This window comes from Acidovorax sp. (assembly GCF_046294525.1).
Taxonomy (GTDB): Bacteria; Pseudomonadota; Gammaproteobacteria; order Burkholderiales; family Burkholderiaceae_C; genus Acidovorax.
This window is the reverse complement of the sequence record NZ_JBKBKQ010000004.1, coordinates 179,869-202,098: the sequence shown is the minus strand read 5'-3', so window position 1 is coordinate 202,098 and position 22,230 is coordinate 179,869. Positions and strand designations below refer to the sequence as shown.

General features: G+C 62.9%; 22 protein-coding genes. 19 read left to right on the top strand and 3 right to left on the bottom strand.

From position 1 onward, the window contains the following. Window positions 1-32: 32 nt before the first annotated feature. From plsX to nagZ, 19 genes are all read left to right on the top strand, one after another. Window positions 33-1,091, top strand: a complete 1,059-nt coding sequence (plsX, locus tag ACK4HJ_RS06920) for a phosphate acyltransferase PlsX (RefSeq protein WP_409829143.1) — start codon at window positions 33-35, stop codon at window positions 1,089-1,091. Further along, the gene (locus ACK4HJ_RS06915) at window positions 1,092-2,069 is read left to right on the top strand and encodes a beta-ketoacyl-ACP synthase III (RefSeq protein ID WP_409829140.1); all 978 of its coding nucleotides are present in this window, start codon (window positions 1,092-1,094) and stop codon (window positions 2,067-2,069) included. It abuts the gene before it with no gap. Between the two features lie 60 nt (window positions 2,070-2,129). Continuing rightward, window positions 2,130-3,080 (top strand): ACP S-malonyltransferase, encoded by a 951-nt coding sequence (gene fabD, locus ACK4HJ_RS06910; RefSeq protein WP_409829137.1) that lies wholly within the window; start codon window positions 2,130-2,132, stop codon window positions 3,078-3,080. Then, entirely contained in the window at window positions 3,077-3,823 is a 747-nt protein-coding gene (gene fabG, locus ACK4HJ_RS06905; protein WP_409829134.1) for a 3-oxoacyl-ACP reductase FabG, read from the top strand. Before fabD ends, fabG begins: the two co-directional genes overlap by 4 nt. Before the next feature lie 103 nt (window positions 3,824-3,926). Next, window positions 3,927-4,166, top strand: a complete 240-nt coding sequence (gene acpP / locus ACK4HJ_RS06900) for an acyl carrier protein (protein ID WP_003058049.1) — start codon at window positions 3,927-3,929, stop codon at window positions 4,164-4,166. Between the two features lie 51 nt (window positions 4,167-4,217). Further along, window positions 4,218-5,462, top strand: a complete 1,245-nt coding sequence (gene fabF / locus ACK4HJ_RS06895) for a beta-ketoacyl-ACP synthase II (RefSeq protein ID WP_409829131.1) — start codon at window positions 4,218-4,220, stop codon at window positions 5,460-5,462. Between the two features lie 595 nt (window positions 5,463-6,057). Then, window positions 6,058-6,684, top strand: coding sequence for an RNA polymerase sigma factor RpoE (gene rpoE, locus ACK4HJ_RS06890; protein WP_409829129.1), 627 nt, complete (start codon window positions 6,058-6,060; stop codon window positions 6,682-6,684). A 10-nt stretch (window positions 6,685-6,694) separates the two neighbouring features. Beyond that, the gene (locus ACK4HJ_RS06885; RefSeq protein ID WP_409829126.1) at window positions 6,695-7,372 is read left to right on the top strand and encodes a sigma-E factor negative regulatory protein; all 678 of its coding nucleotides are present in this window, start codon (window positions 6,695-6,697) and stop codon (window positions 7,370-7,372) included. Next, entirely contained in the window at window positions 7,369-8,475 is a 1,107-nt protein-coding gene (locus ACK4HJ_RS06880) for a MucB/RseB C-terminal domain-containing protein (RefSeq protein WP_409829123.1), read from the top strand. The genes ACK4HJ_RS06885 and ACK4HJ_RS06880 overlap by 4 nt, the downstream gene beginning before the upstream one ends. Window positions 8,476-8,623: 148 nt before the next feature. Beyond that, window positions 8,624-10,102 (top strand): DegQ family serine endoprotease, encoded by a 1,479-nt coding sequence (locus tag ACK4HJ_RS06875; RefSeq protein ID WP_409829270.1) that lies wholly within the window; start codon window positions 8,624-8,626, stop codon window positions 10,100-10,102. A gap of 503 nt (window positions 10,103-10,605) precedes the next feature. Beyond that, the gene (lepA, locus tag ACK4HJ_RS06870) at window positions 10,606-12,414 is read left to right on the top strand and encodes a translation elongation factor 4 (RefSeq protein ID WP_409829120.1); all 1,809 of its coding nucleotides are present in this window, start codon (window positions 10,606-10,608) and stop codon (window positions 12,412-12,414) included. Next, a complete protein-coding gene (lepB, locus tag ACK4HJ_RS06865; protein ID WP_409829117.1) occupies window positions 12,414-13,388 on the top strand; it encodes a signal peptidase I in 975 nt (324 codons plus the stop codon). The genes lepA and lepB overlap by 1 nt, the downstream gene beginning before the upstream one ends. Before the next feature lie 34 nt (window positions 13,389-13,422). Beyond that, complete coding sequence (locus ACK4HJ_RS06860) at window positions 13,423-13,785, top strand: DUF4845 domain-containing protein (RefSeq protein ID WP_409829115.1); 363 nt, start codon at window positions 13,423-13,425, stop codon at window positions 13,783-13,785. Beyond that, window positions 13,786-14,469, top strand: coding sequence for a ribonuclease III (gene rnc / locus ACK4HJ_RS06855; RefSeq protein WP_409829112.1), 684 nt, complete (start codon window positions 13,786-13,788; stop codon window positions 14,467-14,469). After that, window positions 14,466-15,470, top strand: a complete 1,005-nt coding sequence (era, locus tag ACK4HJ_RS06850; protein ID WP_409829109.1) for a GTPase Era — start codon at window positions 14,466-14,468, stop codon at window positions 15,468-15,470. The genes rnc and era overlap by 4 nt, the downstream gene beginning before the upstream one ends. A 97-nt stretch (window positions 15,471-15,567) precedes the next feature. Beyond that, window positions 15,568-16,347, top strand: a complete 780-nt coding sequence (recO, locus tag ACK4HJ_RS06845; RefSeq protein WP_409829107.1) for a DNA repair protein RecO — start codon at window positions 15,568-15,570, stop codon at window positions 16,345-16,347. Continuing rightward, entirely contained in the window at window positions 16,344-17,129 is a 786-nt protein-coding gene (locus ACK4HJ_RS06840; RefSeq protein ID WP_409829104.1) for a pyridoxine 5'-phosphate synthase, read from the top strand. The genes recO and ACK4HJ_RS06840 overlap by 4 nt, the downstream gene beginning before the upstream one ends. Before the next feature lie 59 nt (window positions 17,130-17,188). After that, window positions 17,189-17,584, top strand: coding sequence for a holo-ACP synthase (gene acpS / locus ACK4HJ_RS06835; RefSeq protein WP_409829101.1), 396 nt, complete (start codon window positions 17,189-17,191; stop codon window positions 17,582-17,584). Window positions 17,585-17,657: 73 nt separating this feature from the next. Next, the gene (gene nagZ / locus ACK4HJ_RS06830; RefSeq protein ID WP_409829098.1) at window positions 17,658-18,743 is read left to right on the top strand and encodes a beta-N-acetylhexosaminidase; all 1,086 of its coding nucleotides are present in this window, start codon (window positions 17,658-17,660) and stop codon (window positions 18,741-18,743) included. An 81-nt stretch (window positions 18,744-18,824) separates the two neighbouring features. Here nagZ and ACK4HJ_RS06825 read toward each other — a convergent pair whose 3' ends face one another. The 3 genes from ACK4HJ_RS06825 to lysS form a co-directional block, all read right to left on the bottom strand. Further along, window positions 18,825-19,490 carry a mechanosensitive ion channel family protein gene (locus tag ACK4HJ_RS06825; RefSeq protein WP_409829095.1) on the bottom strand — a complete coding sequence of 222 codons (666 nt, stop codon included), beginning with the start codon at window positions 19,488-19,490 and terminating at the stop codon, window positions 18,825-18,827. A gap of 77 nt (window positions 19,491-19,567) precedes the next feature. After that, window positions 19,568-20,608: a diguanylate cyclase domain-containing protein gene (locus ACK4HJ_RS06820; protein ID WP_409829092.1), complete on the bottom strand. Its 1,041-nt coding sequence runs from the start codon at window positions 20,606-20,608 to the stop codon at window positions 19,568-19,570. Window positions 20,609-20,683: 75 nt separating this feature from the next. Continuing rightward, window positions 20,684-22,228, bottom strand: coding sequence for a lysine--tRNA ligase (gene lysS / locus ACK4HJ_RS06815; RefSeq protein WP_409829089.1), 1,545 nt, complete (start codon window positions 22,226-22,228; stop codon window positions 20,684-20,686). Window positions 22,229-22,230 lie beyond the last annotated feature (2 nt).

Below are 22,230 nucleotides of genomic sequence, written 5' to 3'. Positions count from 1 at the left end.
TCGGCCCTGTGGGCCGGCCGGACAAGTCGCCCATGATCACACTGGCTGTTGACTGCATGGGGGGCGACCATGGCCCCCGCGTCACGCTCGCGGCGTGCCGCCAGTTTCTTGAACATCACCCGGGCGCTCGCCTGCTGCTGGTGGGGCTGCCTGACAGTCTCCAGTCCTTTTCCCACGAGCGCGCCACCGTGGTCGTCGCCACCGAGGTGGTGAACATGGACGACCCCGTGGAGGTGGCCCTGCGCAAAAAGAAGGATTCTTCAATGCGGGTGGCCATTCAGCAGGTCAAGGACGGTGCCGCATCGGCAGCGGTCTCTGCTGGCAACACGGGAGCGCTCATGGCCATTGCGCGCTACCTGCTCAAAACCCTGGACGGCATCGACCGCCCCGCCATCGCCACCCAGATGCCCAATGCGGCTGGGGGTGCGACCACGGTGCTCGACCTGGGGGCCAATGTGGACTGCACGGCCGAGCACCTTTTGCAATTTGCCGTGATGGGCTCGGCCCTGGTGTCGGCCCTGCGAGAAGGGGGCGAGGGTGAGCCGACCGTGGGGCTGCTCAACATCGGTGAAGAAGTCATCAAGGGCAGCGAAGTGATCAAAAAAGCCGGCGAATTGCTGCGATCTGCAGGCAACGCCGGAGATCTGAAATTCTTTGGAAATGTCGAGGGCAATGACATTTTCAAGGGCACAGTGGACATCGTCGTGTGTGACGGATTTGTGGGCAACGTGGCCCTCAAGGCCAGCGAGGGCGTGGCCTCGATGATCATCGGTGCGCTCAAGACAGAATTTTCGCGCAGCATCTTCACCAAAGTGGCGGCAATTGCCGCCTATCCGGTTCTAAAAGCGCTAATGAAGCGCATGGACTACCGCCGGTACAACGGCGCGGCGCTGCTGGGTCTGCGTGGCCTTGTCTTCAAGAGTCACGGATCAGCGGACGCCATGGCGTTCGAGCAAGCTTTGAACCGGGCGTATGATGCAGCCCGCAACAACCTGCTCGACCGTGTCCGGACCCGGATTGCGCACGCGGCGCCACTGCTGGTGTCTGCAGATGCCCAGCCCCAGCCTGGCGTTGCGGCGGCTATTAATTAGATGAGACGTTATTCCCGCATCACCGGCACCGGCAGCTACCTGCCCCCCCGCCGGTTGACCAACGCCGATCTGGTGGCCGAGCTGGGCCAACGCGGTATTGAAACCTCAGACGAATGGATTGTGGAGCGGACCGGAATCCGTGCGCGCCACTTTGCCGCGCCCGACGTGGCGAGCAGCGACCTGGGGCTGGAGGCCGCGCGCAACGCCTTGCAGGCGGCGGGCCTGCAAGCGACGGATATTGACCTGATCATCGTCGCCACGTCCACGCCGGACATGGTGTTTCCGTCCACGGCCTGCATCCTGCAGAACAAGCTGGGCGCCAATGGCTGCCCTGCGTTTGACGTGCAGGCGGTGTGCAGCGGTTTCGTTTATGCCCTGTCGGTGGCGGACGCGATGATCCAGACGGGCGCCGCGAACAAGGCGCTGGTCATCGGCGCAGAAGTGTTCAGCCGCATCCTGGACTTCAATGACCGCACCACCTGCGTGTTGTTTGGCGATGGCGCTGGCGCCGTGGTGCTGGAGGCGTCGGACACGCCAGGCATTCTGTCCAGCGACCTGCACGCCGATGGCAAGCATGTGGACATCCTGTGTGTGCCCGGCAACGTGGCCGGTGGCCAGGTCCTGGGGGACCCCCTGCTCAAGATGGATGGCCAGGCAGTGTTCAAGCTCGCGGTGGGTGTGCTGGAGAAGGCGGCCCATGCAGCGCTGGCAAAGGCCGGCCTGACGGAGTCGGATATCGACTGGCTGATTCCGCACCAGGCCAACATACGCATCATGCAGGGCACAGCCCGCAAGCTGAAGATGTCGATGGACAAGGTCGTGGTCACGGTGGATCAGCACGGCAACACGTCGGCAGCGTCCATTCCGCTGGCGCTCGACCACGCCGTGCGCAACGGGCAGGTCCACAAGGGAGAAACCCTGCTGCTGGAAGGCGTGGGCGGTGGTTTCACCTGGGGTGCTGTGCTCCTGAAGTTATAGCTATTAGCGCTTGATCCATAAGCGCTAGAGCCCAATTTCATACATATTTTCTGGATTTTGATGAAGACTTTTGCATTTGTCTTTCCGGGGCAGGGCTCGCAGTCAGTGGGCATGCTGGACGGCTGGGGCGACCACCCGGCGGTGGCGCAAGCCCTGCAGGAAGCCTCGGACGCTCTGGGTGAGAACCTGGGCACCTTGATCAAGGAAGGCCCCAAGGAGGCGTTGGCGCTCACGACCAACACCCAGCCCGTGATGTTGGTGGCTGGTGTCGCAGCGTGGCGTGTGTGGCGTGCCGAAGGCGGCGCGGCTCCAGCCGCTCTGGCGGGACATTCGCTGGGTGAATACTCGGCGCTGGTGGCAGCCGGCGTGCTCACGCTGGGCCAGGCGGCTCCGCTGGTGCGGCTGCGTGCGGCCGCCATGCAGGAGGCCGTGCCGGTGGGCACGGGCGCCATGGCGGCCATCCTGGGGATGGAGGCGTCGAAGGTCATCGCGGCATGTGCCGAGGCCCGGGCATCGTTCGGTGCCGGCTCAGCCGAGGTGGTGGAGGCCGTGAACTTCAATGACCCCATCCAGACCGTGATCGCAGGAACGAAGGCAGGCGTCGACAAAGCCTGTGAAGTGCTGAAGGCGGCGGGCGCCAAGCGCGCGTTGCCGCTGCCTGTGTCTGCACCTTTCCATTCCAGCCTGATGAAGCCGGCGGCGGAAAAGCTCAAGGCGGCGCTGGCAGATGTGGCGCTCGCAGCGCCGCAGATTCCGGTGGTCAACAATGTGGACGTGGCCGTGCAGCAAGAGGCTGATGCCATCCGCGACGCCTTGTACCGCCAGGCGTTCGGCCCGGTGCGCTGGGTGGAGTGTGTGCAGGCACTGAAGGCGCGCGGCGTGACGCACATTATTGAAAGCGGCCCGGGCAAGGTGCTCGCCGGCCTGACCAAGCGTATCGATCCGGACCTGGTCGGTGCGGCACTATTTGATACGGCCACGTTGGCCGACACCCGGGAGTTGCTGGCATGAGCGAATCTTCATCCGTCGCGCAGGTGGCACTGGTCACCGGCGCCTCGCGCGGCATTGGCGCTGCCATTGCGCTGGAACTGGCCGTGCGCGGCTACCAAGTGGTGGGCACCGCTACCACTGACGACGGTGCAGAGCGCATTACCCAGGCCCTGTCGGCCCACCCCGGTTGCCGGGGCGCCAACCTGAACGTGAACGACGGGGCGGCTGTGGAGGCCTTGATGGACAGCATCGTCAAGCAGCAGGGCGGCTTGCACGTGTTGGTCAACAACGCCGGCATTACGCGCGACACCTTGGCCATGCGCATGAAGGACGACGATTGGGATGCGGTGCTGGACACCAATCTCAAGGCGGTTTTTCGCGTGAGCCGCGCCGCCATCCGTCCGATGATGAAGCAGCGCTTCGGGCGCATCATCAGCATCACGAGCGTGGTAGGTGCGTCGGGCAATCCGGGGCAGGCAAATTACGCTGCGGCAAAGGCCGGAGTGGCGGGCATGACGCGCGCATTGGCGCGTGAGCTTGGCAGCCGCGGCATCACCGTCAATTGTGTGGCGCCTGGTTTCATCGAGACCGACATGACGTCCGTGTTGCCGGAAGACCAGCAGAAAGCGCTCAACGCACAGATTCCGCTGGGTCACATGGGCAAGCCAGGGGACATCGCACATGCCGTGGCGTACCTCGCCTCGCGCGAGGCGGGCTATGTGACCGGGCAGGAGTTGCACGTCAATGGCGGCATGTACATGTAATTGAGACAAGTTAACGCCGGTTAGTCCGTGCGGCGGGCCGTTTAGGGGCTTCTCCTTAAGCGGCTAGAATCGCGGATTCATTCACAACCCCCAGAGGGAAACCATGAGCGATATCGAAGCACGCGTCAAAAAAATCATTGCCGAACAACTCGGTGTGGAAGAGTCCCAGGTCACCAATGAAAAGGCTTTCGTGGCAGACCTCGGTGCCGACTCGCTCGACACGGTGGAACTGGTGATGGCTCTGGAAGACGAGTTCGGCATCGAGATTCCCGACGAAGACGCCGAGAAGATCACCACGGTGCAAAACGCCATCGACTACGCCAACACCCACCAGAAGGCCTGAGCGGCGCCCCGCGCCTGACTCCAGCGATCTCCAAGCAGAAGGTTTTTACGCATGAGCCGTCGTCGCGTTGTCGTGACCGGCCTGGGATGCGTCAGCCCCGTGGGCAACACGGTGGCCGATTCCTGGGCCAACCTCCTTGCCGGGCAATCCGGCATTGACCTCATCACCAAGTTCGACGCGTCGAACTTTGCCTGCAAGATCGCAGGCGAGGTCAAAGGCTTTGACCTGGAGTCGTACATCAGCGCCAAGGATGCGCGCGCGATGGACACCTTCATCCATTTCGGTGTCGCTGCAGCGGCGCAGGCTGTGCAGGACGCCGGCATTCCGACGGGTGAGGCGCTCAGCGAAGAATTCGCCACACGCATTGCCTGCGTGATCGGTTCAGGCATTGGTGGTCTGCCGCTGATCGAAGACACCCACGCCGAACTCACCAACCGCGGCCCCCGGCGCATTACGCCATTCTTCGTGCCTGCGTCCATCATCAACATGGTGGCGGGCCACGTGTCCATGCGGTTCGGCTTCAAGGGCCCGAATCTGTCGGTGGTGACGGCTTGCACGACGGGCCTTCACTGCATCGGTGAAGCGGGCCGCATGATCGAGTACGGTGACGCTGACGTGGTGGTGGCTGGCGGGACAGAATCGACTGTGTCCCCGCTCGGAATCGGCGGCTTTGCTGCCATGCGTGCCCTATCCACTCGCAACGATGATCCCAAGACTGCCTCCCGCCCTTGGGACAAGGACCGGGACGGTTTTGTTCTGGGCGAAGGTGCCGGGGTGATGGTGCTGGAAGAGTACGAACATGCCAAGGCCCGCGGCGCCAAGATCTATGCCGAGTTGAGCGGCTTCGGCATGAGCGCAGACGCCGGACACATGACGGCGCCCAACATGGATGGCCCGCGCCGCGCCATGCTCAGCGCGCTGCGCAACGCCGGGGTGAACGCCGACCAGGTGGACTACCTGAATGCGCATGGCACGTCCACGCCACTGGGGGACATCAACGAAACCAACGCCATCAAGTCGGCGCTGGGCGATCATGCCTACAAAACGGTGGTGAGCTCGACGAAGTCCATGACGGGTCACCTCCTGGGTGGCGCCGGTGGGATCGAAAGCATCTTCACGGTGCTGGCCCTGCACCACCAGAAGGTGCCGCCCACCATCAATCTGTTCAATCAAGACCCTGAGTGCGATCTGGATTACTGCGCAAATACTGCGCGTGACATGAAGATCGATGTTGCCGTCAAAAACAACTTCGGTTTTGGTGGCACGAATGGAACGCTGGTTTTCAAGCGCGTCTGAGGCCGACCGGCCAGGCCCGCGCGCCCACCGGGCCACAACTGTTCGCCGCGCTTTCTGGCTCCAAGCAGCTGGCGGCGAATGACTCGCATGTCCCGTCTGCCGCCCCCTGTGTCATATCCGCTCGGGCGCAGCATGGTGCTGGCGGCTCTTCTGGCGGCCCTGGCCTTTGGTGGGCTGGGTGGTCTCATTGGGTGGACTTTGCAGGGCGTACGGGCCGTAGGGTGGCCTACATGGATGGCTTACGCCGTTTGGAGTGGTGCTGCCATTGCAGCGTTTTGTTTTTGGAAACGCCAGTGGTGCGGTGCGCTCAGGTGGGACGGACGCCACTGGCAACTAGATGACGCGCGGCAACCCGACCGCTTTCTGGCACTTTCTGCCGCGCCTGAAGTCCTTTTGGATGTGCAATCGTGTCTGTGGGTGGCTGTCTCTCTGGAAGAGCGCAGACGCGTCTGGCTGTGGCTGGACCGGACCCGGCAGCCCGAGAGATGGATGGATTTGCGCCGTGCGGTATATTCGCGCGCCACACCGGGCGCAGGCGACAACGCTGACAACACCGCCCTGGCCAGCAGCCGTGAGGCGTGATTTCTGAGTACTCATGACTGTTATTCCGCCTTCTCCCTCCGAAGACAGCGATCTCCAACTGGTGGAGCGCACGGTGGCGGGCGATCAGCGCGCCTATGAGCTGCTGGTCATAAAGTACCAGCGCCGCATCGAGCGACTGATTGGCCGCATGGTGCGGGATACCGACCTGATTCCGGACATCGCGCAGGAAACTTTCATCCGCGCTTACCGCGCGCTGCACCAGTTCCGCGGCGAGGCGCAGTTCTATACGTGGCTCTACCGCATCGCCGTCAACACCGCCAAAAAGGCGTTGATGGACATGAAGCGTAACCCGGTGATCTCCGAGAACGCATTGCGGGGCGGCGACGAGGAAGATGAAACTTCCCGGCTGGGGCATGAACTAATCAGCGAAGAAACTCCCGAAACCGTGCTCGCCGCGCGTGAAATCGCGCAAACCGTCAACGCGGCGATGGAAGCTTTGCCTGACGATTTGCGGCAGGCCGTCACCTTGCGCGAAATCGAAGGGTTGAGTTACGAAGAGATCGCCACTGCGATGGGGTGCCCGATCGGCACGGTGCGGTCCCGGATTTTCAGGGCACGAGAAGCCATTTCGGCCCGCGTGCGACCTTTGCTCGAGAACCAATCGGGTAAACGATGGTGAGGTATTGGACATGAACCAGGCTGTATCAGGAAACGACGGGTCTTTGAAGAGCGCCATGATGGTGGATGAATTGAGCAAGCGACGCGAGCAGTTGTCCGCATTGGCGGATGGCGAGCTGAGGGGTGACGACTGGAGCCAGGCGCTCGCTTTCGCCTGCGATGAAGAAGGGCAGGCAACTTGGGAGCTGTACCACTTGGTGGGTGATGTGCTGCGTTCCCCCGATCTTGCCCAGGCAGCCGACTCCGCGTTCCTGGCTCGCTTGCGCACCCAACTGGCGCAAGAGCCCGTGGTGCCTCGGCAGTTGGAAACGGGCGCGCAGCCCACTGTGGTTGCAAATGTGCCCAGTCAGGTGGACGCGGCGGCCAATGCCTCCGTTTTTCGCTGGAAGATGGTCGCCGGTTTTGCATCGCTGGCCGCTGTGGCGGCCATTGGGTGGACCTCATTGGCCACCTTACAAGGAGGCGGTTCAGGCGCTGGCGCTCAGTTGGCCTCGGCGCCAGAGCGTGCTGCGGCAGAGCAGGGCGCTCCCGTCATTGCAGTGGCCGACAGCGATGGGCAGCAGGTCATGATCCGGGACCCCCGTCTGGACGAGTTGCTGGCAGCTCATAAGCAGTTTGGCAGCACATCGGCCCTGCAGATGCCCGCTGGTTTTCTGCGTAACGCAACTTTCGAGTCTCCAGGACGGTGAACCGAGGAGTTGGCGTGGTGGTGTGCGCTGCTGATGCGATGAGCAAGTTCGACGTGATTGCAAGCTTTCGTGCCCTCCATGCCCTGAGCGCTCGGTGGCTGTATGCGTTGGCGCTGGTGGCCGGGGCGCAGGCTGCTGCAGGCGCTGCGCCGGTGGACCCGGGGGCAGTCGCTGAAGGCTCGGGCGCTGGCGAGCGTGATGTGGCGCAATGGATTGAACGTGTGCGTGCCGCGCCGTGTGTCCGCCCTTACACAGGGACCTTCGTGGTGTTGGCCGCGTCCGGCGCCATGGCCAGTTCGCGCATCTGGCATGTTTGTGATGGAGCGCAACAGTTGGAGCGGGTGGAGGCCTTGAGCGGCACGCCTCGAACCATCTTCCGCCGGGACAATGAGGTGCGGACTTTTCTGCCGCAGTCCAGGGTGGTTCGCACCGACCAGCGCGAAGCCTCCGGCATATTCCCGCGCGTGCCAGTAGTCAGCGGCGCGGTCATTGGGAACTTCTACGGTGCTCGTTTCATGGGCCAGGAGAGGGTTGCCGGCCTGGTGGCGGATGTAGTGTGGTTCAAGCCCAAGGATTCGCTGCGTTTTGGATATCGGCTCTGGAGCGAGCGCGATACGGGCTTGGTCGTCAAACTGCAGACGCTGGGCGGCGACGGGCGTGTGCTTGAACAAGCGGCCTTTTCAGAGCTGGACCTGAGCGCTTCCGTCCGACCGGACCAACTCTCGCGCATGATGGACGCGACCGATGGGTACAAGCTTGTAACACCCACGCTAGCCAAGACCACGGCAAAGGCTGAGGGATGGCAGCTGCGGCAGCAGATTGCGGGTTTTGTGCCCGTGAGTTGCCACCGTCGCAGCGTTTCGCAGGACGAATCGTCCCAGAGCGTGCTGCAGTGCCTGTACTCTGACGGGCTGGCGTCGGTGTCGCTTTTTCTGGAGACGTTCGACCCACAGCGCCATCCTGCCCAGGCACAGGTCTCGGGTGTTGGTGCTACGCAGATGCTTGCGCAACGCCTGCCCCCCGATGTGTGGGTCACGGCCGTGGGCGAAGTGCCCTTGCAGACGCTGCGCTTGTTTACTGGGCAGTTGGAACGCGTGCGCTAGCCGGCTCTTTCCATTGCGGGGCGCTTGACCATTGCCTTTGCGCACATCGATGCGAACGGGCTGCGTTGGCTGGGAACCAATTGAAGGGACGCCCTTCACAATGACACACAGTTTGCTCACACCAGTCACCACAGCTTACGAAAGGTTGATGATGCCAATGTTTGATAAGAATTCGCTACGCTCCGTGGCCCTTGTCGCAGTATTCGCCGGGGTGTCTAGCCTTGCGATGGGGCCCTATCAGGCTGCCCACGCGCAACAAGCTGCAGCAGTGCGGGGATTACCTGATTTCACTGATCTGGTTGATCAGGTGGGTCCTTCGGTCGTCAACATCCGCACCATCGAGAAAGCCTCCGCGCGGGGCGGTACGAGTGGCATGGACGAGGAAATGCTGGAGTTTTTCCGCCGTTTTGGCGTGCCGATTCCCAACATGCCTCGCCAGCAACGCCCGCAGCGGCCTCAGCAGGAAGAAGAGCTGCAGCCGCGCGGCGTAGGCTCGGGATTCATCCTGACGGCGGACGGATTTGTGATGACCAATGCCCACGTCGTGGACGGTGCTGACGAAGTGATCGTGACACTCACTGACAAGCGTGAGTTCAAGGCCAAGATCGTAGGCGCCGACAAGCGCACGGATGTGGCAGTGGTCAAGATTGAGGCGTCGGGGCTGCCTGCCGTCAAGGTGGGTGATCTCAGTCGTCTGCGTGTGGGCGAGTGGGTGATGGCCATCGGCTCGCCGTTCGGATTGGAAAACACCGTAACCGCGGGCATTGTGAGCGCCAAGCAGCGCGACACCGGCGACTATCTGCCCTTCATCCAGACCGACGTTGCCATCAACCCCGGCAACTCTGGGGGGCCCTTGATCAATATGCGCGGAGAGGTGGTGGGCATTAATAGCCAGATCTATTCCCGTTCAGGTGGTTTCATGGGGATTTCCTTCGCAATTCCTATGGATGAGGCAATCCGAGTGAGTGACCAGCTGCGTGCGTCCGGCCGCGTCACACGGGGTCGTATCGGCGTTCAGATTGGCCAAGTGACCAAGGACGTAGCCGAGTCGATTGGCTTGGGCAAGTCCCAAGGGGCCTTGGTAACCGGTGTGGAGGCGGGCTCGCCCGCTGACAAGGCGGGCATAGAGGCCGGCGACATCATCACGCGCTTTGACGGCAAGCCCATTGAAAAGGTGGCGGACCTTCCGCGCCTGGTGGGAAACACCAAGCCTGGCAACAAGAGCACAGTCACCGTGTTCCGCCGCGGTACGTCCCGCGATCTGGCGATCACGATCGCAGAGATCGAGCCCGACAAGCCGTCCGCTACTAAGGCCCCCGAGCGCGAAGAAAAACCCAAGGCATCGCCGGCCGCCCAGCAGATTGGATTGGCCGTCACGGACCTCACCGAAGCGCAAAAGAAGGAGCTCAAGCTGCGCGGCGGCGTTGCCGTTGCTGCCGCAACCGAAGCGGCAGCGCGTGCCGGTTTGCGCGAAGGGGACATCATCCTGTCGATCTCCAACACCGAGGTGGCCAGCGTGAAGGACTTTGAAGCTGCACTGGCCAAGGCCGACAAGAGCAAGCCTATCAATGTGTTGTATCGCCGGGGGGAGTGGGCGCAGTATGCGTTGATCCGCCCTGCGCGCTGAGCATCGTCGTACCTCCGCCGTTCTTCCTAAACCCCGTGTGAATTGCGGGGTTTTTTGGGCGGCGGCGGGGCAGTTTAGCGGCAGGTGAAAACTCTTTTTCGGACCCAGTTAGATGTTAGTTTTTGCTAACTTCTGAAAACCTCTTCGACCAATTTCGATAGAATAGCGGCTATTGTTCAACCTAAATGTGCATATCGGTCGGAGATGGGTTCACGATGCGGGATGCGGCTGTGCAATGCACAGCTGATCCACAGCTCACCCACAAGTTGTCCAGCGTTGTTGCAGCGCCAACTGTGAATAAGTTGTGTATAAAATCCTTGTTGCAGCGTGGCAACTCCCCTCATCGACTCCTGTCCGGCATTCCGCACACGGGCTTTTTGCCTACAATGAAGACCCAACTATCGCAGTTGCCAATGATTGTTGGTTCAGGGCGCGTCGCCACTCGACGCGCCCTTTTTTCTTGTGGGCGCCGTTTTAATTCAATCACTTGACGCTTTCCGTTGATGAACCACATCAGAAATTTTTCCATCATTGCCCACATCGACCACGGCAAGTCGACGCTGGCTGATCGCTTGATCCAGCGCTGCGGCGGCTTGGCCGATCGCGAGATGGAAGCCCAGGTCCTGGACTCGATGGACATCGAAAAAGAGCGTGGGATAACCATCAAGGCACAGACCGCCGCGCTGCAATACAAGGCGCGTGATGGGCAGGTCTACAACCTCAATCTCATTGACACACCGGGCCATGTGGACTTCTCTTACGAAGTGAGCCGGTCGCTGTCCGCCTGCGAAGGCGCGCTGCTGGTGGTGGATGCCTCGCAGGGTGTGGAGGCGCAGACGGTGGCCAACTGCTACACCGCATTGGATCTCGGTGTAGAGGTGCTGCCAGTGCTGAACAAGATGGACCTGCCGCAGGCTGATCCCGAGAACGCCAAGGCCGAGATTGAAGACGTGATCGGCATCGACGCTACGGATGCGATCCCATGCTCCGCTAAGACCGGCATGGGGATTGATGAGATCCTAGAGCTGATCGTGGCCAAGGTGCCTGCGCCCCGCGGCAATCCTGAAGCCCCGTTGCGCGCGATGATCATCGACAGTTGGTTCGACCCCTACGTGGGCGTCGTGATGCTGGTGCGCGTGGTAGACGGCCGCCTGCTCAAGGGCGAGCGCTTCAAGATGATGGCGTCTGGCGCGGCCTACAACGCTGACAACCTTGGGGTGTTCACCCCTGCCAACTCGCCACGTGAGGCCCTCCACGCTGGTGAAGTGGGCTACATCATCGCGGGCATCAAGGAACTGAAGGCAGCCAAGGTGGGCGACACCATCACGCTCGAAAAGAAGCTCCCCAACAACATGGGGCCTGCAGACCAGGCGCTGCCGGGCTTCAAGGAAATCCAGCCGCAGGTGTTTGCTGGCCTGTACCCCACAGAGGCGAGCGAGTACGACCAGTTGCGCGATGCGCTGGAGAAGCTGCAGCTCAACGACGCCTCGCTGCATTTCGAACCCGAGGTGTCCCAGGCGCTGGGTTTCGGCTTTCGCTGCGGTTTCCTGGGCCTCTTGCACATGGAAATCGTGCAGGAGCGCCTGGAGCGCGAGTTTGACCAGGACCTGATCACGACTGCGCCCAGCGTCGTGTACGAAGTGGTCAAGGGCGACGGCGAAGTCATCATGGTGGAGAACCCCTCCAAGATGCCCGAGCAGGGCAAGATCCAGGAGATCCGCGAGCCCATCGTCACGGTGCACCTGTACATGCCGCAGGACTATGTTGGCCCGGTGATGACGCTTGCCAACCAGAAGCGCGGCGTGCAGATCAACATGGCCTACCACGGCCGGCAGGTAATGCTGACTTACGAACTGCCGCTGGGCGAGATCGTGCTCGACTTTTTCGACAAGCTGAAATCCGTGTCACGCGGCTATGCGTCGATGGATTACGAGTTCAAGGAGTACCGCGCCTCGGACGTGGTGAAGGTGGACATCCTGCTCAATGGCGAGAAGGTGGATGCCTTGTCCATCATCGTGCACCGTAGCCAGTCGGCGTACCGTGGACGCGCCGTGGCGGCCAAGATGCGCGAGATCATCAGCCGCCAGATGTTCGATGTCGCCATCCAGGCGGCCATCGGCGCGAACATCATCGCGCGCGAGACCATCAAGGCCTTGCGCAAGAACGTGTTGGCGAAGTGCTATGGCGGCGACATCACCCGCAAGCGCAAGCTGCTGGAGAAGCAGAAGGCGGGCAAGAAGCGCATGAAACAGATTGGCTCGGTCGAGGTGCCCCAAGAGGCGTTTCTGGCCATTTTGCAGGTGGAAGACTGATGCAATTCATGCAGATCCTCACCGCAATGGTCCTGGCGGCCTTTGCGGGATACATTGGTGCTTGGTACGCCGGTTTGCTCGAAGGAAACTTTGCGCTGCTGCTGTTTCTGGCCACAGTGGTCACAGGCGCCTATTGGCTTGCAGAACGCATGTACTTCTTGCCGCGCCGCCGGCGTGCGGCGCAGGCCATTGAAGACGCCGCTGCCCAGCGCCGCGCAGAACTGGACCGCATGGGCATCCGCCAAGTCGATGTCGATGCCGACGAGGCCAAGGGCCGGATCCTCATGCAGCCCTGGTGGCTGGACTGGACGGCTGGTCTGTTCCCGGTGATTGCGGCGGTGTTCTTTCTGCGATCGTTTTTGTTCGAGCCGTTCAAGATTCCGTCGGGTTCCATGATCCCGACGTTGCTGGTCGGCGACCTGATACTGGTGAACAAGTTCACGTATGGCGTTCGTTTGCCAGTGATCCATACCAAGATTACGGAAGGCAGCAAGCCTGAGCGGGGCGATGTGCTGGTCTTTCGCTATCCACCCCAACCCAGTCTGGATTACATCAAACGTGTGGTGGGTGTCCCGGGTGACGAGGTGGCATACATCAACAAACGCCTCACCATCAATGGCAAGGCCATCGAGACCCGTCCCGAGCCCGATTTCTTCGAAGAGGACTCGATGCGCTACTTCAAGCAGTTTGAAGAGCAGCTCGGAGGCCGCCCGCACCGGCTGTTGAACAACCCGGAGGTGCCTGGCTTTGTGCAGGGCGCAAGTAACTTTGCCTACCGAGAAAACTGCCGCTACAGTGTGGAAGGCGTTACCTGCAAGGTGCCTGAAGGCCACTACTTCATGATGGGCGACAACCGCGATAACTCGCTGGATTCGCGCTACTGGGGCTTTGTGCCCGAAGGCAATATCGTGGGCAAGGCCTTTTTTGTCTGGATGAATTTTGGCAATCTCAAGCGCATCGGCCCGTTCCATTGACCGGCCGGTCTTAGAGCACAAGGAGAGGGTAGTTATGACATTGCATCGCTCGGCCAGCCGTTCGCGTCAGCGGGGGTTGTCGTTCTTTGGTCTCGTGTTTATCGGCGTGTTCGCGGTGGCGGCCTTTGCAATCGGGGGGCAGTCCGTCCCGATTTTTATTGAGAACGTTGCCATCAACCGCGCCGTTGAGAAATCCAAGGTCGAGAGTTCGGTGGCGGGCATACGTGCTGCATTCGACCGCGCAGCGGCCATTGACGACATTACTTCCATTCAAGGCAAGGATCTCGAAGTGACCAAGCGTGGCGACAAGACGGTCGTGTCATACAAGTACTCCCGCGAGATCGCCTTGGCTGGCCCCGCCTTCCTGGTCTATCGCTTCGAAGGGCAGTCCAAATAGGTGCATTCCGGTCTCACTGCGCTGCAGGATCGCCTGCAGCATGTTTTTTCTGATCCCGCGCTGCTCCAGCGTGCAACCACGCACCGCAGTTTTTCTGCGGACCACAACGAGCGGCTGGAGTTTCTGGGCGACTCGGTGCTGAACCTCGCGGTGGCAAGCCTGCTGTACCAGCGGCTGTCGGCTTTGCCCGAGGGGGATCTCTCGCGGGTGCGTGCCAACCTCGTTAAACAGGACACCCTGCACCAGTTGGCGTTGCGTCTCAAGCTGCCGGAAGTTTTACGCCTAGGGGAAGGCGAGTCGAAATCGGGCGGACAGCAGCGTCCCTCCATCCTGGCCGATGCACTTGAAGCCCTGATCGGCGCCGTGTACCTCGACGCCGGGTATGCCAGCGCGGAAGCGCTGGTGCACCGGCTGTTCCAGGGCGTGGAGATCAACCCCCAGATGCAGGCGGCGTCCAAGGACCCCAAAACCGCTTTGCAGGAGTGGCTACAGGGCCGCAAAATGAAGCTGCCGCAGTACAAAGTAGTGGCCACCGTGGGTGCGGCGCACCGCCAGACCTTTGACGTCGAGTGTGAAATCACCGAACTGGGGCTTGCCGAACGGGGCATCGGGGGCTCACGCCGGGCCGGCGAGCAGGCTGCTGCTGCAGCCATGCTGGCGACATTGAAAGCGACTAAACGATGAATGAAGCTACTAAAAATGTAGCTGCCAACGCAGATGCAGTAAGCGCTCCAGTCCAAAATGACCTGGAGGCGATGCTCGCGGCTGCTGGCACGCCAGCGGCGGTGCCTGGGCAGCGCTGCGGCGTGATCGCGATTGTGGGCAAGCCCAATGTGGGCAAGTCCACGCTGCTCAATGCGCTGGTCGGGCAGAAGATCAGCATCACCTCGCGCAAGGCGCAGACCACGCGCCACCGCATCACCGGCATTCGCACGCGCGAGCAGACGCAGTTCATCTTCGTGGACACGCCGGGTTTCCAGACGCGCCACGCCACCGCCCTCAACAAGTCGCTCAACAAAACCGTGATGGGTGCCATTGGCGATGTGGATCTGATCCTGTTTGTGGTCGAGGCCGGTAACTTCACACTGGCCGACGCCAAGGTACTGTCGCTGTTCAAACCGGGCATTCCCACGCTGCTGGTGGCCAACAAGCTGGACATGGTGCACCGCCGAGCTGAGATTGCGCCCTGGCTCAAGAGCATGCAAGAGCGCCATCCGTTTGCCGAGTTTGTGCCCATGTCGGCCAAAAACAAAGGCGACATCGAGCGCCTGTTCGGCATCTGCGAAAAATATCTGCCTGAGCAGGGCTGGTGGTATGCCGAAGATGAACTCACCGACCGCAGCGAGAAGTTCCTCGCCAGCGAAACCGTGCGCGAGAAGCTATTCCGCTTTACTGGCGACGAGTTGCCTTACACCTCCACGGTGGTCATCGACAAGTTCGACGAGGAAAAAAGCAAGCAGCACAAGCGCCTCGTGAAGATCGCTGCCACCATCGTGGTCGAGCGCGACAACCACAAGATGATGGTGATCGGTGACAAGGGCGAGCGTTTGAAGCGCATTGGCACCGAAGCGCGGCAGGAACTGGAAAAGCTCATGGATGCCAAGGTGTTTCTGGAACTGTGGGTCAAGGTGCGCTCGGGCTGGGCGGACGATGAGGCCCGCGTCCGTTCCTTCGGCTACGAATGAGCCTTGCCGGCTGACCGCTCCCTGTTTCAAAGGCTGCTGCTTGTGACCGCGGGCGCCAGCCGCCACCTATCGCACTCTTCACACTCCCCATCCCACCGTGGCTGCAGCCAAGCGCATTGCCGATGAGCCCGCCTTTGTGCTGCACAGCTACGACTGGAGCGAGTCCAGCCTGATTCTGGAGGTGTTCTGCCGCCGTCAGGGGCGCGTGGCACTAGTGGCCAAGGGCGCCAAGAAGCCCAGCTCCAACTTTCGCCCGGTGCTGCTGCCGCTGCAGCCTGTGGCGCTGACCTACACCCTGGCGGGGGACGGCAACGCCGACATCCACACGCTCAAGGGCGCGGAATGGGTGGGGGGGCATGTGATGCCCACGGGCGACGCGCTGCTGTCGGGCCTGTACCTTAACGAGCTGCTGCTGCGCTTGCTGGCGCGTGCCGACCCGCACCCTGCGTTGTTCGATGCCTATGCCGGCGTGGTGCGCGTGCTGGCGGGCGAGCAGGGGGCTGCGACCTCACCCGAGCTGCTGGAGCCCGTGCTGCGCAGCTTCGAGTTGCTGCTGCTGCGCGAAATCGGTCTGCTGCCCGGCCTGGACGTGCAAACCATGACGCTGGCACCGCTCGCGCCCCAGCAACGCTACACCCTGGTGCCCGAAGGCGGATTGCGTGCGGCCTCTGCGGCCGACCGTGCAACACTGGAGGGCAGCCAGTGGCAGGCGCTGCAGCGTGCGCTTGATGATGCCGCCAGCTACACCGCCACTCTGCGGGCCTGCGCCCCGGTGGCAGCCGAACTCAAGCCCCAGCTGCGCGCCGTGCTGCAATACCATTGCGGCAGCCCCCTGCTGCGCACCCGCCAGCTTATGATCGATCTGCAGGCCCTATGACCTCGACCCACCCAAGCCTCCCACGCCCCACCGCACTGTCCGTCAACGTCAACAAGGTCGCACTCCTGCGCAACACCCGCCACCTGGGCATTCCCAGCGTCACCCGCGCTGCAGAGCTGTGTCTGCAAGCCGGTGCCCAAGGTATCACCGTGCACCCTCGGCCCGACGAGCGGCACATCCGCGCGCACGACGTGTTCGAATTGGCTCAGTTGATGAAGGCCTGGCCCGACCGCGAATACAACATCGAAGGCAACCCCACGCAAAACCTGATGGACTTCATCCGCCAGGTGCGCCCGCACCAAGCCACCTTCGTGCCCGACGGCGAAGATCAGTTCACCAGCGACCACGGCTGGAGCTTTCCGCAGGACGCCGAGCGCCTCGCGCCGCTCATCGCCGAATGCAAGGCCCTGGGCGTGCGCGTGAGCCTGTTCATGGACCCGGTGCCTGCGCAGATGGCTGCCGCCCGTGCCGTGGGTGCCGACCGCGTGGAGCTGTTCACCGAGCCATACGCCGCCGCTTGGGGTACCGCGCAGCAGGCGGACCAGGTGGCGCGCTACGCGGCCGCGGCCCAGGCTGCGCTGGATGCTGGCCTGGGTGTGAATGCGGGGCATGACCTGAACCGTGACAACCTCGCCGCTTTTGTGCGCGAAGTGCCCGGTGTGCTGGAGGTCTCCATTGGCCACGCACTGATCGGTGACGCGCTGGAGCTGGGCTACGCTGCCACGGTGCAGGCCTATCTCGCCTGCATTGCAGACGGAAGCCGCTCTGCGAATAACTCCTGATTTGATAGCTACTAGCGCTTGATTGATAAGCGCTAGTGGCATATTTGACCCAAATTTCCATGATTTACGGCATTGGCACCGACATTTGCGATGTGCGCCGCATCGCCGCCAGCTTGGAGCGCAACGGTGAGCGGTTTGCGCAAAAGGTGCTGGCCGATGGCGAACTGGCCACCTGGCGCGAGCGCAGCGGGCGCTGGCCGGACCGGGGTCTGCGATACCTGGCCACGCGTTTTTCGGCCAAGGAGGCCTTCAGCAAGGCCATTGGTTTGGGCATGCGCATGCCGATGACGTGGCGCCATTGTGAAGTGGCCAAGCTTCCGAGCGGCCAGCCCGTGATCGTGCTGCACGGGGCGCTCAAGGACTGGTTCGAAGCCCGGGGCCTCAGGGCCCATCTGAGCGTGACTGATGAGACCGACTACGCCGCCAGCTTCTGCGTGGTCGAAAAATTTGAATAAGAATGGGCTCTAGCGCTTGATTAATAAGCACTGGCAGCTACATATTGCATAGCAAACTACTCCGCCCCACACCATGACCGAACATGCTCCCCTGATCCTGGATGTCGCAGGCACCACCCTCAGCGCTGCGGACCGCCGCCGCCTGGCCCACCCGCTGACCGGCGGGGTCATCCTGTTCGCCCGCAACTGGGAGAACCGCGCCCAGCTGCTGCAGCTCACCAGCAGCATCAAGGCCGTGCGGGATGACCTGCTCATCTGCGTGGACCACGAAGGCGGCCGCGTGCAGCGTTTTCGCACCGACGGCTTCACCCATCTGCCCCCCATGAGCGCGTTTGGCGAGCTGTGGATGCACGGGGACGGCAAAGGCGGCCCGGGCAGCGGCGCCCTGCGGGCCACCAGCGCCGCCACGGCTGCGGGCTATGTGCTGGGCAGCGAGTTGCGCGCCTGTGGGGTGGATTTCAGCTTCACGCCCGTACTGGACCTGGACTTTGGCGAAAGCGGCGTCATCGGCGACCGCGCCTTCCACCGCGATCCGCGCGTGGTGGCGCTGCTGGCCAAGAGCCTGATGCACGGCCTGCTGCAGGCGGGCATGGCCAACTGCGGCAAGCACTTCCCGGGGCACGGCTTCGTCAAGGCCGATTCGCACACCGAAGTACCGGTGGACAAGCGCAGCCTCAAGGCCATCCTGGCGGACGACGCGGCGCCGTACCCCTGGCTCAGCAACACGCTCACCAGCGTGATGCCGGCGCACGTGATCTACCCCAAGGTGGACAGCCGCCCGGCCGGCTTCTCGCAGCGTTGGCTGCAGGAGATCCTGCGCCGCCAGATGCGCTTTGACGGCGCCATCTTCAGCGACGACCTGAGCATGGAAGGCGCCCGCCGGCTGGACGGCGAAGTGGTGAGCTACACCGACGCCGCCGTGGCCGCGCTGGATGCGGGCTGTGATCTGGTGCTGCTGTGCAACCAGAGCGTGGGCGACGGCAAGCCCGTGGACGAACTCATCGAAGGTCTGGAAAAGGCCCACGCCCAAGGCCGCTGGCAGCCCAGCGTGGACAGCGAAGCGCGCCGCGTGGCGCTGCTGCCTGAAACGCTGCCCCAGCCCTGGGACGAGCTGATGCTGCAGCCCGCGTACATGCAGGCGCTGGACCTGTTGCCCTGAGAGGGCAAGCGACTGAGAGTCTTGTGCCGCTGCACGCCTTGCACCTTTCAAACCCAGCCAAAACTCGGGGCCTGTAAGCCGTCAAGGCACAGGCGAAACCGCCGCCGCAGCTGATGGCGCGGGAGCAGCGACCGCCTCGGCCGCCTGCGCGGCCTGCGGCTCCGCTGCCGCAGGCTCCGGCGGCGGCACCCCGTGGAAGCGACGCACCACCCGCTGGAACACCAGCGAGTTCGGGATCTGCAGCCACGCGCCCGTGCCGTGGGTTGCGCCGCCATGGTCTTCCAGTGTGGTGTACAGCAGGTTGATGTCCACAACGCGGCCCTTGGCGCCGGGTTTTTCGGCCGTGTCCAGCACCTCGATGTATTCGCCTATGCGGTAGGGCCGCACCGTAAAGATCAGCAGTGCGCAGAACAGGTTGGACAACACGCTCCACGCTGCAAAAAACGCCACCGCGCCCACCGTGGCAAACCCGGTGAAGGCCGTCCACAGCACAGTGGCCGACACGCCCAGGCGCTCTAGAACCAGCAGCATGGCACCTGCCACGGTCACCCATCTGATCAGGCCGGTCATGGGCACCACCAGCGCGTCGGGCACCTGGTAATGGGCGCTGGCGCGGCGCACCAAGCGTCGCAGCACGCGCTGCAGCAGCCAGGCGGCCAGCACGATCAGCAGGATCTGCAGGCCGGGGACGATGATCTCCAGCCAGTCCTGGATCCAGTCGGGGAGGCGGGTTTTGAGAACTTGCATGCGGGAAATCGCCGTTTGCGTGGCCGCTTGCGCGTTGCGCTGCGTAGCCTCAAGAGGAAAGAAGGAAGTGAACCAGTTCAACTGCGCAATTGCTCCACAGTGTCCATTTGCATTTCAAAGCTGAAAAAGCGGTTGCGGCCTTGGGCCTTGGCCGCATACAGCGCCTGGTCGGCGCGCATGATCATGCTCTCGGCGCTGGTGCTGTCGTCGGGCACGCAGGTGGTGATGCCACCCGACAAGGTCAGTGTGTCGCCCAGGGGCGAACCTGCGTGAGGCAAGGCACGCACCTTGAGCATTTGCCCCAGCGCCCGCGCAAACGTCATGGCGCCAGATCGCGGCGTGTTGGGCAGGATCAGCGCAAACTCCTCACCCCCGTAGCGCGAGGCCACGTCGCGTGGGCGCACGCACACCTCGCGCAGCAGGCGGCCCACCTCTTTGAGGCAAGCATCGCCCTGCACATGGCCGCTGGCGTCGTTGAACAGCTTGAAGTGATCCAGGTCGCAGAGCATCAGCGTGAGCGGTGTGCCGTCGCGCCGCGCGGCCAGGATTTCGTGGTGCAGGATGCGGTCGAAGCCTCGGCGATTGATCAGGCCGGTGAGGGAATCCATCTCGACCATCTCGTTCAGCCGCTGGTTGGCCTGATGCAGCTCGGCAGACATCGCTACGAGGCGTCGGCGCATGTCCAGCAGGCGACGCATGGCGCGCAGCTTGGCCATCAGCACGATGGGCTTGACGGGTTTGACCAGGTAATCGTCGCCACCCACCTCGATGCCGCGCCATACGTCCAGTTCGTTGTCCAGGCCCGACAGGAAGATGATCGGCGTCCAGTCGCCCGCCTCGCTCTCGCGCATCTGCTGCGCCACCCAGTAGCCATCGTGGCCGGGCAGCCGGATGTCCAGCAGCACAAGGTCCGGCCGGTGGGCCTTGAAGAGCTGCAAGGCCGCGCCGCCTTCTGGCGCCTCGTAAATGTCCGACACCCCTGCCTGCCGCAGCTCGGCTACCAGTGCCGCGCGCACTGAGGGCTGGTCTTCGACCACCAGCACTGAAAACGCATTGCCCGCCGGAAAGTGCGCAGTGGGCGGAGGGTTGGAGGCGTTGCTGGAGGGGCTGAACGGCACGGTGGGTCTCCTCGGGGCCATCAAGGGGCGCGGCATGCGGCGCCCCGGGGCTCTACAACAGCCGAAGCGAGGGCTTCAGCCCTCCCGGCGCAGCGCGGGGAACAGGATCACGTCGCGGATGCTCGGGCTGTCGGTGAGCAGCATCATGAGCCGGTCGATGCCGATTCCGCAACCCCCCGTGGGCGGCATGCCGTATTCCAGCGCCCGCACGAAGTCGTGGTCGTAGAACATGGCCTCGTCGTCCCCGCTGTCCTTGGCCGCCACCTGGGCGTGGAAGCGCGCGGCCTGGTCCTCGGCGTCGTTCAGCTCGGAAAAACCGTTGCCGAACTCGCGGCCGGTGATGTACAGCTCAAAGCGCTCGGTCACCTCGGGACGCAGGTCGTTGGCGCGCGCCAGCGGGCTGATCTCGGTGGGGTGCTCCATGATGAAGGTGGGCTGCCACAGCTTGTCTTCCACCGTCTCTTCAAAGTACAGCACCTGCAGGCTTGCCAGCGAGCGGGTGGAGAGCTTGTCCTTCTCTTCCGTCAGGCCCAGCTTCTTCAAGGCGCTGATGAGCCAAGCGGCATCGTCCACGTGGGCGCCGGCTTCGGTGTACTGGAAGATCGCCTCGCGGATGGTCAGGCGGGCAAACGGCTGGCTCAGGTCCACTGCACGGCCCTGGTAGGTCATCTGCAGGCTGCCTGTGGCCTTCATGGCCACCTCGCGGATCAGCGTCTCGGTGAAGTCCATCAGGTCCAGGTAGTTCCAGTACGCCGCGTAGAACTCCATCATGGTGAACTCGGGGTTGTGGCGTACCGAGATGCCTTCGTTGCGGTAGCTGCGGTTGATCTCGAACACGCGCTCGAAGCCCCCCACGATCAGGCGCTTCAAGTACAGCTCGGGCGCGATGCGCAGGTACATCTCCTGCTCCAGCGCGTTGTGGTGCGTGACGAACGGCTTGGCGTTGGCACCGCCCGGGATGGGGTGCAGCATGGGCGTCTCGACCTCGAGAAAACCGTGGCTCACCATGAACTCGCGCAGGCCGCTCACGGCCTTGCTGCGGGCCACGAAGCGCTTGCGGGCGTGCTCGTCGGTGATCAGGTCCACATAGCGCTGGCGGTACTTCTGCTCCTGGTCGGCCATGCCGTGGAACTTGTCGGGCAGCGGGCGCAGGCTCTTGGTGAGCAGGCGCAGGCTGGTCACCTTGACCGACAGCTCGCCCGTCTTGGTCTTCATCAGCGTGCCCTCGGCGCCCACGATGTCGCCCAGATCCCAGTGCTTGAACGCGGCGTACAGCTCTTCGCCCACGGCGTCGCGGGTGATATACAGCTGGATGCGGCCGCCGACTTCGCCCAGCGATCCGTCCTGCACCGTGGCAAAGCTGGCCTTGCCCATCACGCGCTTGAGCATCATGCGGCCGGCCACGGAGACGCTGACGGGCGCGGCCTCCAGCGCCTCGGCGGTGGCTTCGCTGTGGTCCAGGTGCAGCTGGGCGGCCTTGTGGGCGGGCTTGAAGTTGTTGGGGAAGGCGACGCTCCCGCCACTGGCTTGCACATCGCGCAAGGCGCGGAGCTTTTCGCGGCGCTCGGCGATGAGCTGGTTTTCGTCCTGGGGCGCGGGTGCGGGGTTCTGTTCAGACATGG

Coding starts and splice junctions, on each gene's coding strand:
- acpP (WP_003058049.1), top strand. CDS start 3,927: ATGAGCGATATCGAAGCACGCGTCAAAAAAATCATTGCCGAACAACTC.
- lepA (WP_409829120.1), top strand. CDS start 10,606: ATGAACCACATCAGAAATTTTTCCATCATTGCCCACATCGACCACGGC.
- plsX (WP_409829143.1), top strand. CDS start 33: ATGATCACACTGGCTGTTGACTGCATGGGGGGCGACCATGGCCCCCGC.
- ACK4HJ_RS06875 (WP_409829270.1), top strand. CDS start 8,624: ATGATGCCAATGTTTGATAAGAATTCGCTACGCTCCGTGGCCCTTGTC.
- ACK4HJ_RS06885 (WP_409829126.1), top strand. CDS start 6,695: ATGAACCAGGCTGTATCAGGAAACGACGGGTCTTTGAAGAGCGCCATG.
- ACK4HJ_RS06840 (WP_409829104.1), top strand. CDS start 16,344: ATGACCTCGACCCACCCAAGCCTCCCACGCCCCACCGCACTGTCCGTC.
- ACK4HJ_RS06915 (WP_409829140.1), top strand. CDS start 1,092: ATGAGACGTTATTCCCGCATCACCGGCACCGGCAGCTACCTGCCCCCC.
- lepB (WP_409829117.1), top strand. CDS start 12,414: ATGCAATTCATGCAGATCCTCACCGCAATGGTCCTGGCGGCCTTTGCG.
- nagZ (WP_409829098.1), top strand. CDS start 17,658: ATGACCGAACATGCTCCCCTGATCCTGGATGTCGCAGGCACCACCCTC.
- rpoE (WP_409829129.1), top strand. CDS start 6,058: ATGACTGTTATTCCGCCTTCTCCCTCCGAAGACAGCGATCTCCAACTG.
- fabD (WP_409829137.1), top strand. CDS start 2,130: ATGAAGACTTTTGCATTTGTCTTTCCGGGGCAGGGCTCGCAGTCAGTG.
- lysS (WP_409829089.1), bottom strand. CDS start 22,228: ATGTCTGAACAGAACCCCGCACCCGCGCCCCAGGACGAAAACCAGCTC.
- fabG (WP_409829134.1), top strand. CDS start 3,077: ATGAGCGAATCTTCATCCGTCGCGCAGGTGGCACTGGTCACCGGCGCC.
- fabF (WP_409829131.1), top strand. CDS start 4,218: ATGAGCCGTCGTCGCGTTGTCGTGACCGGCCTGGGATGCGTCAGCCCC.
- ACK4HJ_RS06825 (WP_409829095.1), bottom strand. CDS start 19,490: ATGCAAGTTCTCAAAACCCGCCTCCCCGACTGGATCCAGGACTGGCTG.
- era (WP_409829109.1), top strand. CDS start 14,466: ATGAATGAAGCTACTAAAAATGTAGCTGCCAACGCAGATGCAGTAAGC.
- ACK4HJ_RS06860 (WP_409829115.1), top strand. CDS start 13,423: ATGACATTGCATCGCTCGGCCAGCCGTTCGCGTCAGCGGGGGTTGTCG.
- acpS (WP_409829101.1), top strand. CDS start 17,189: ATGATTTACGGCATTGGCACCGACATTTGCGATGTGCGCCGCATCGCC.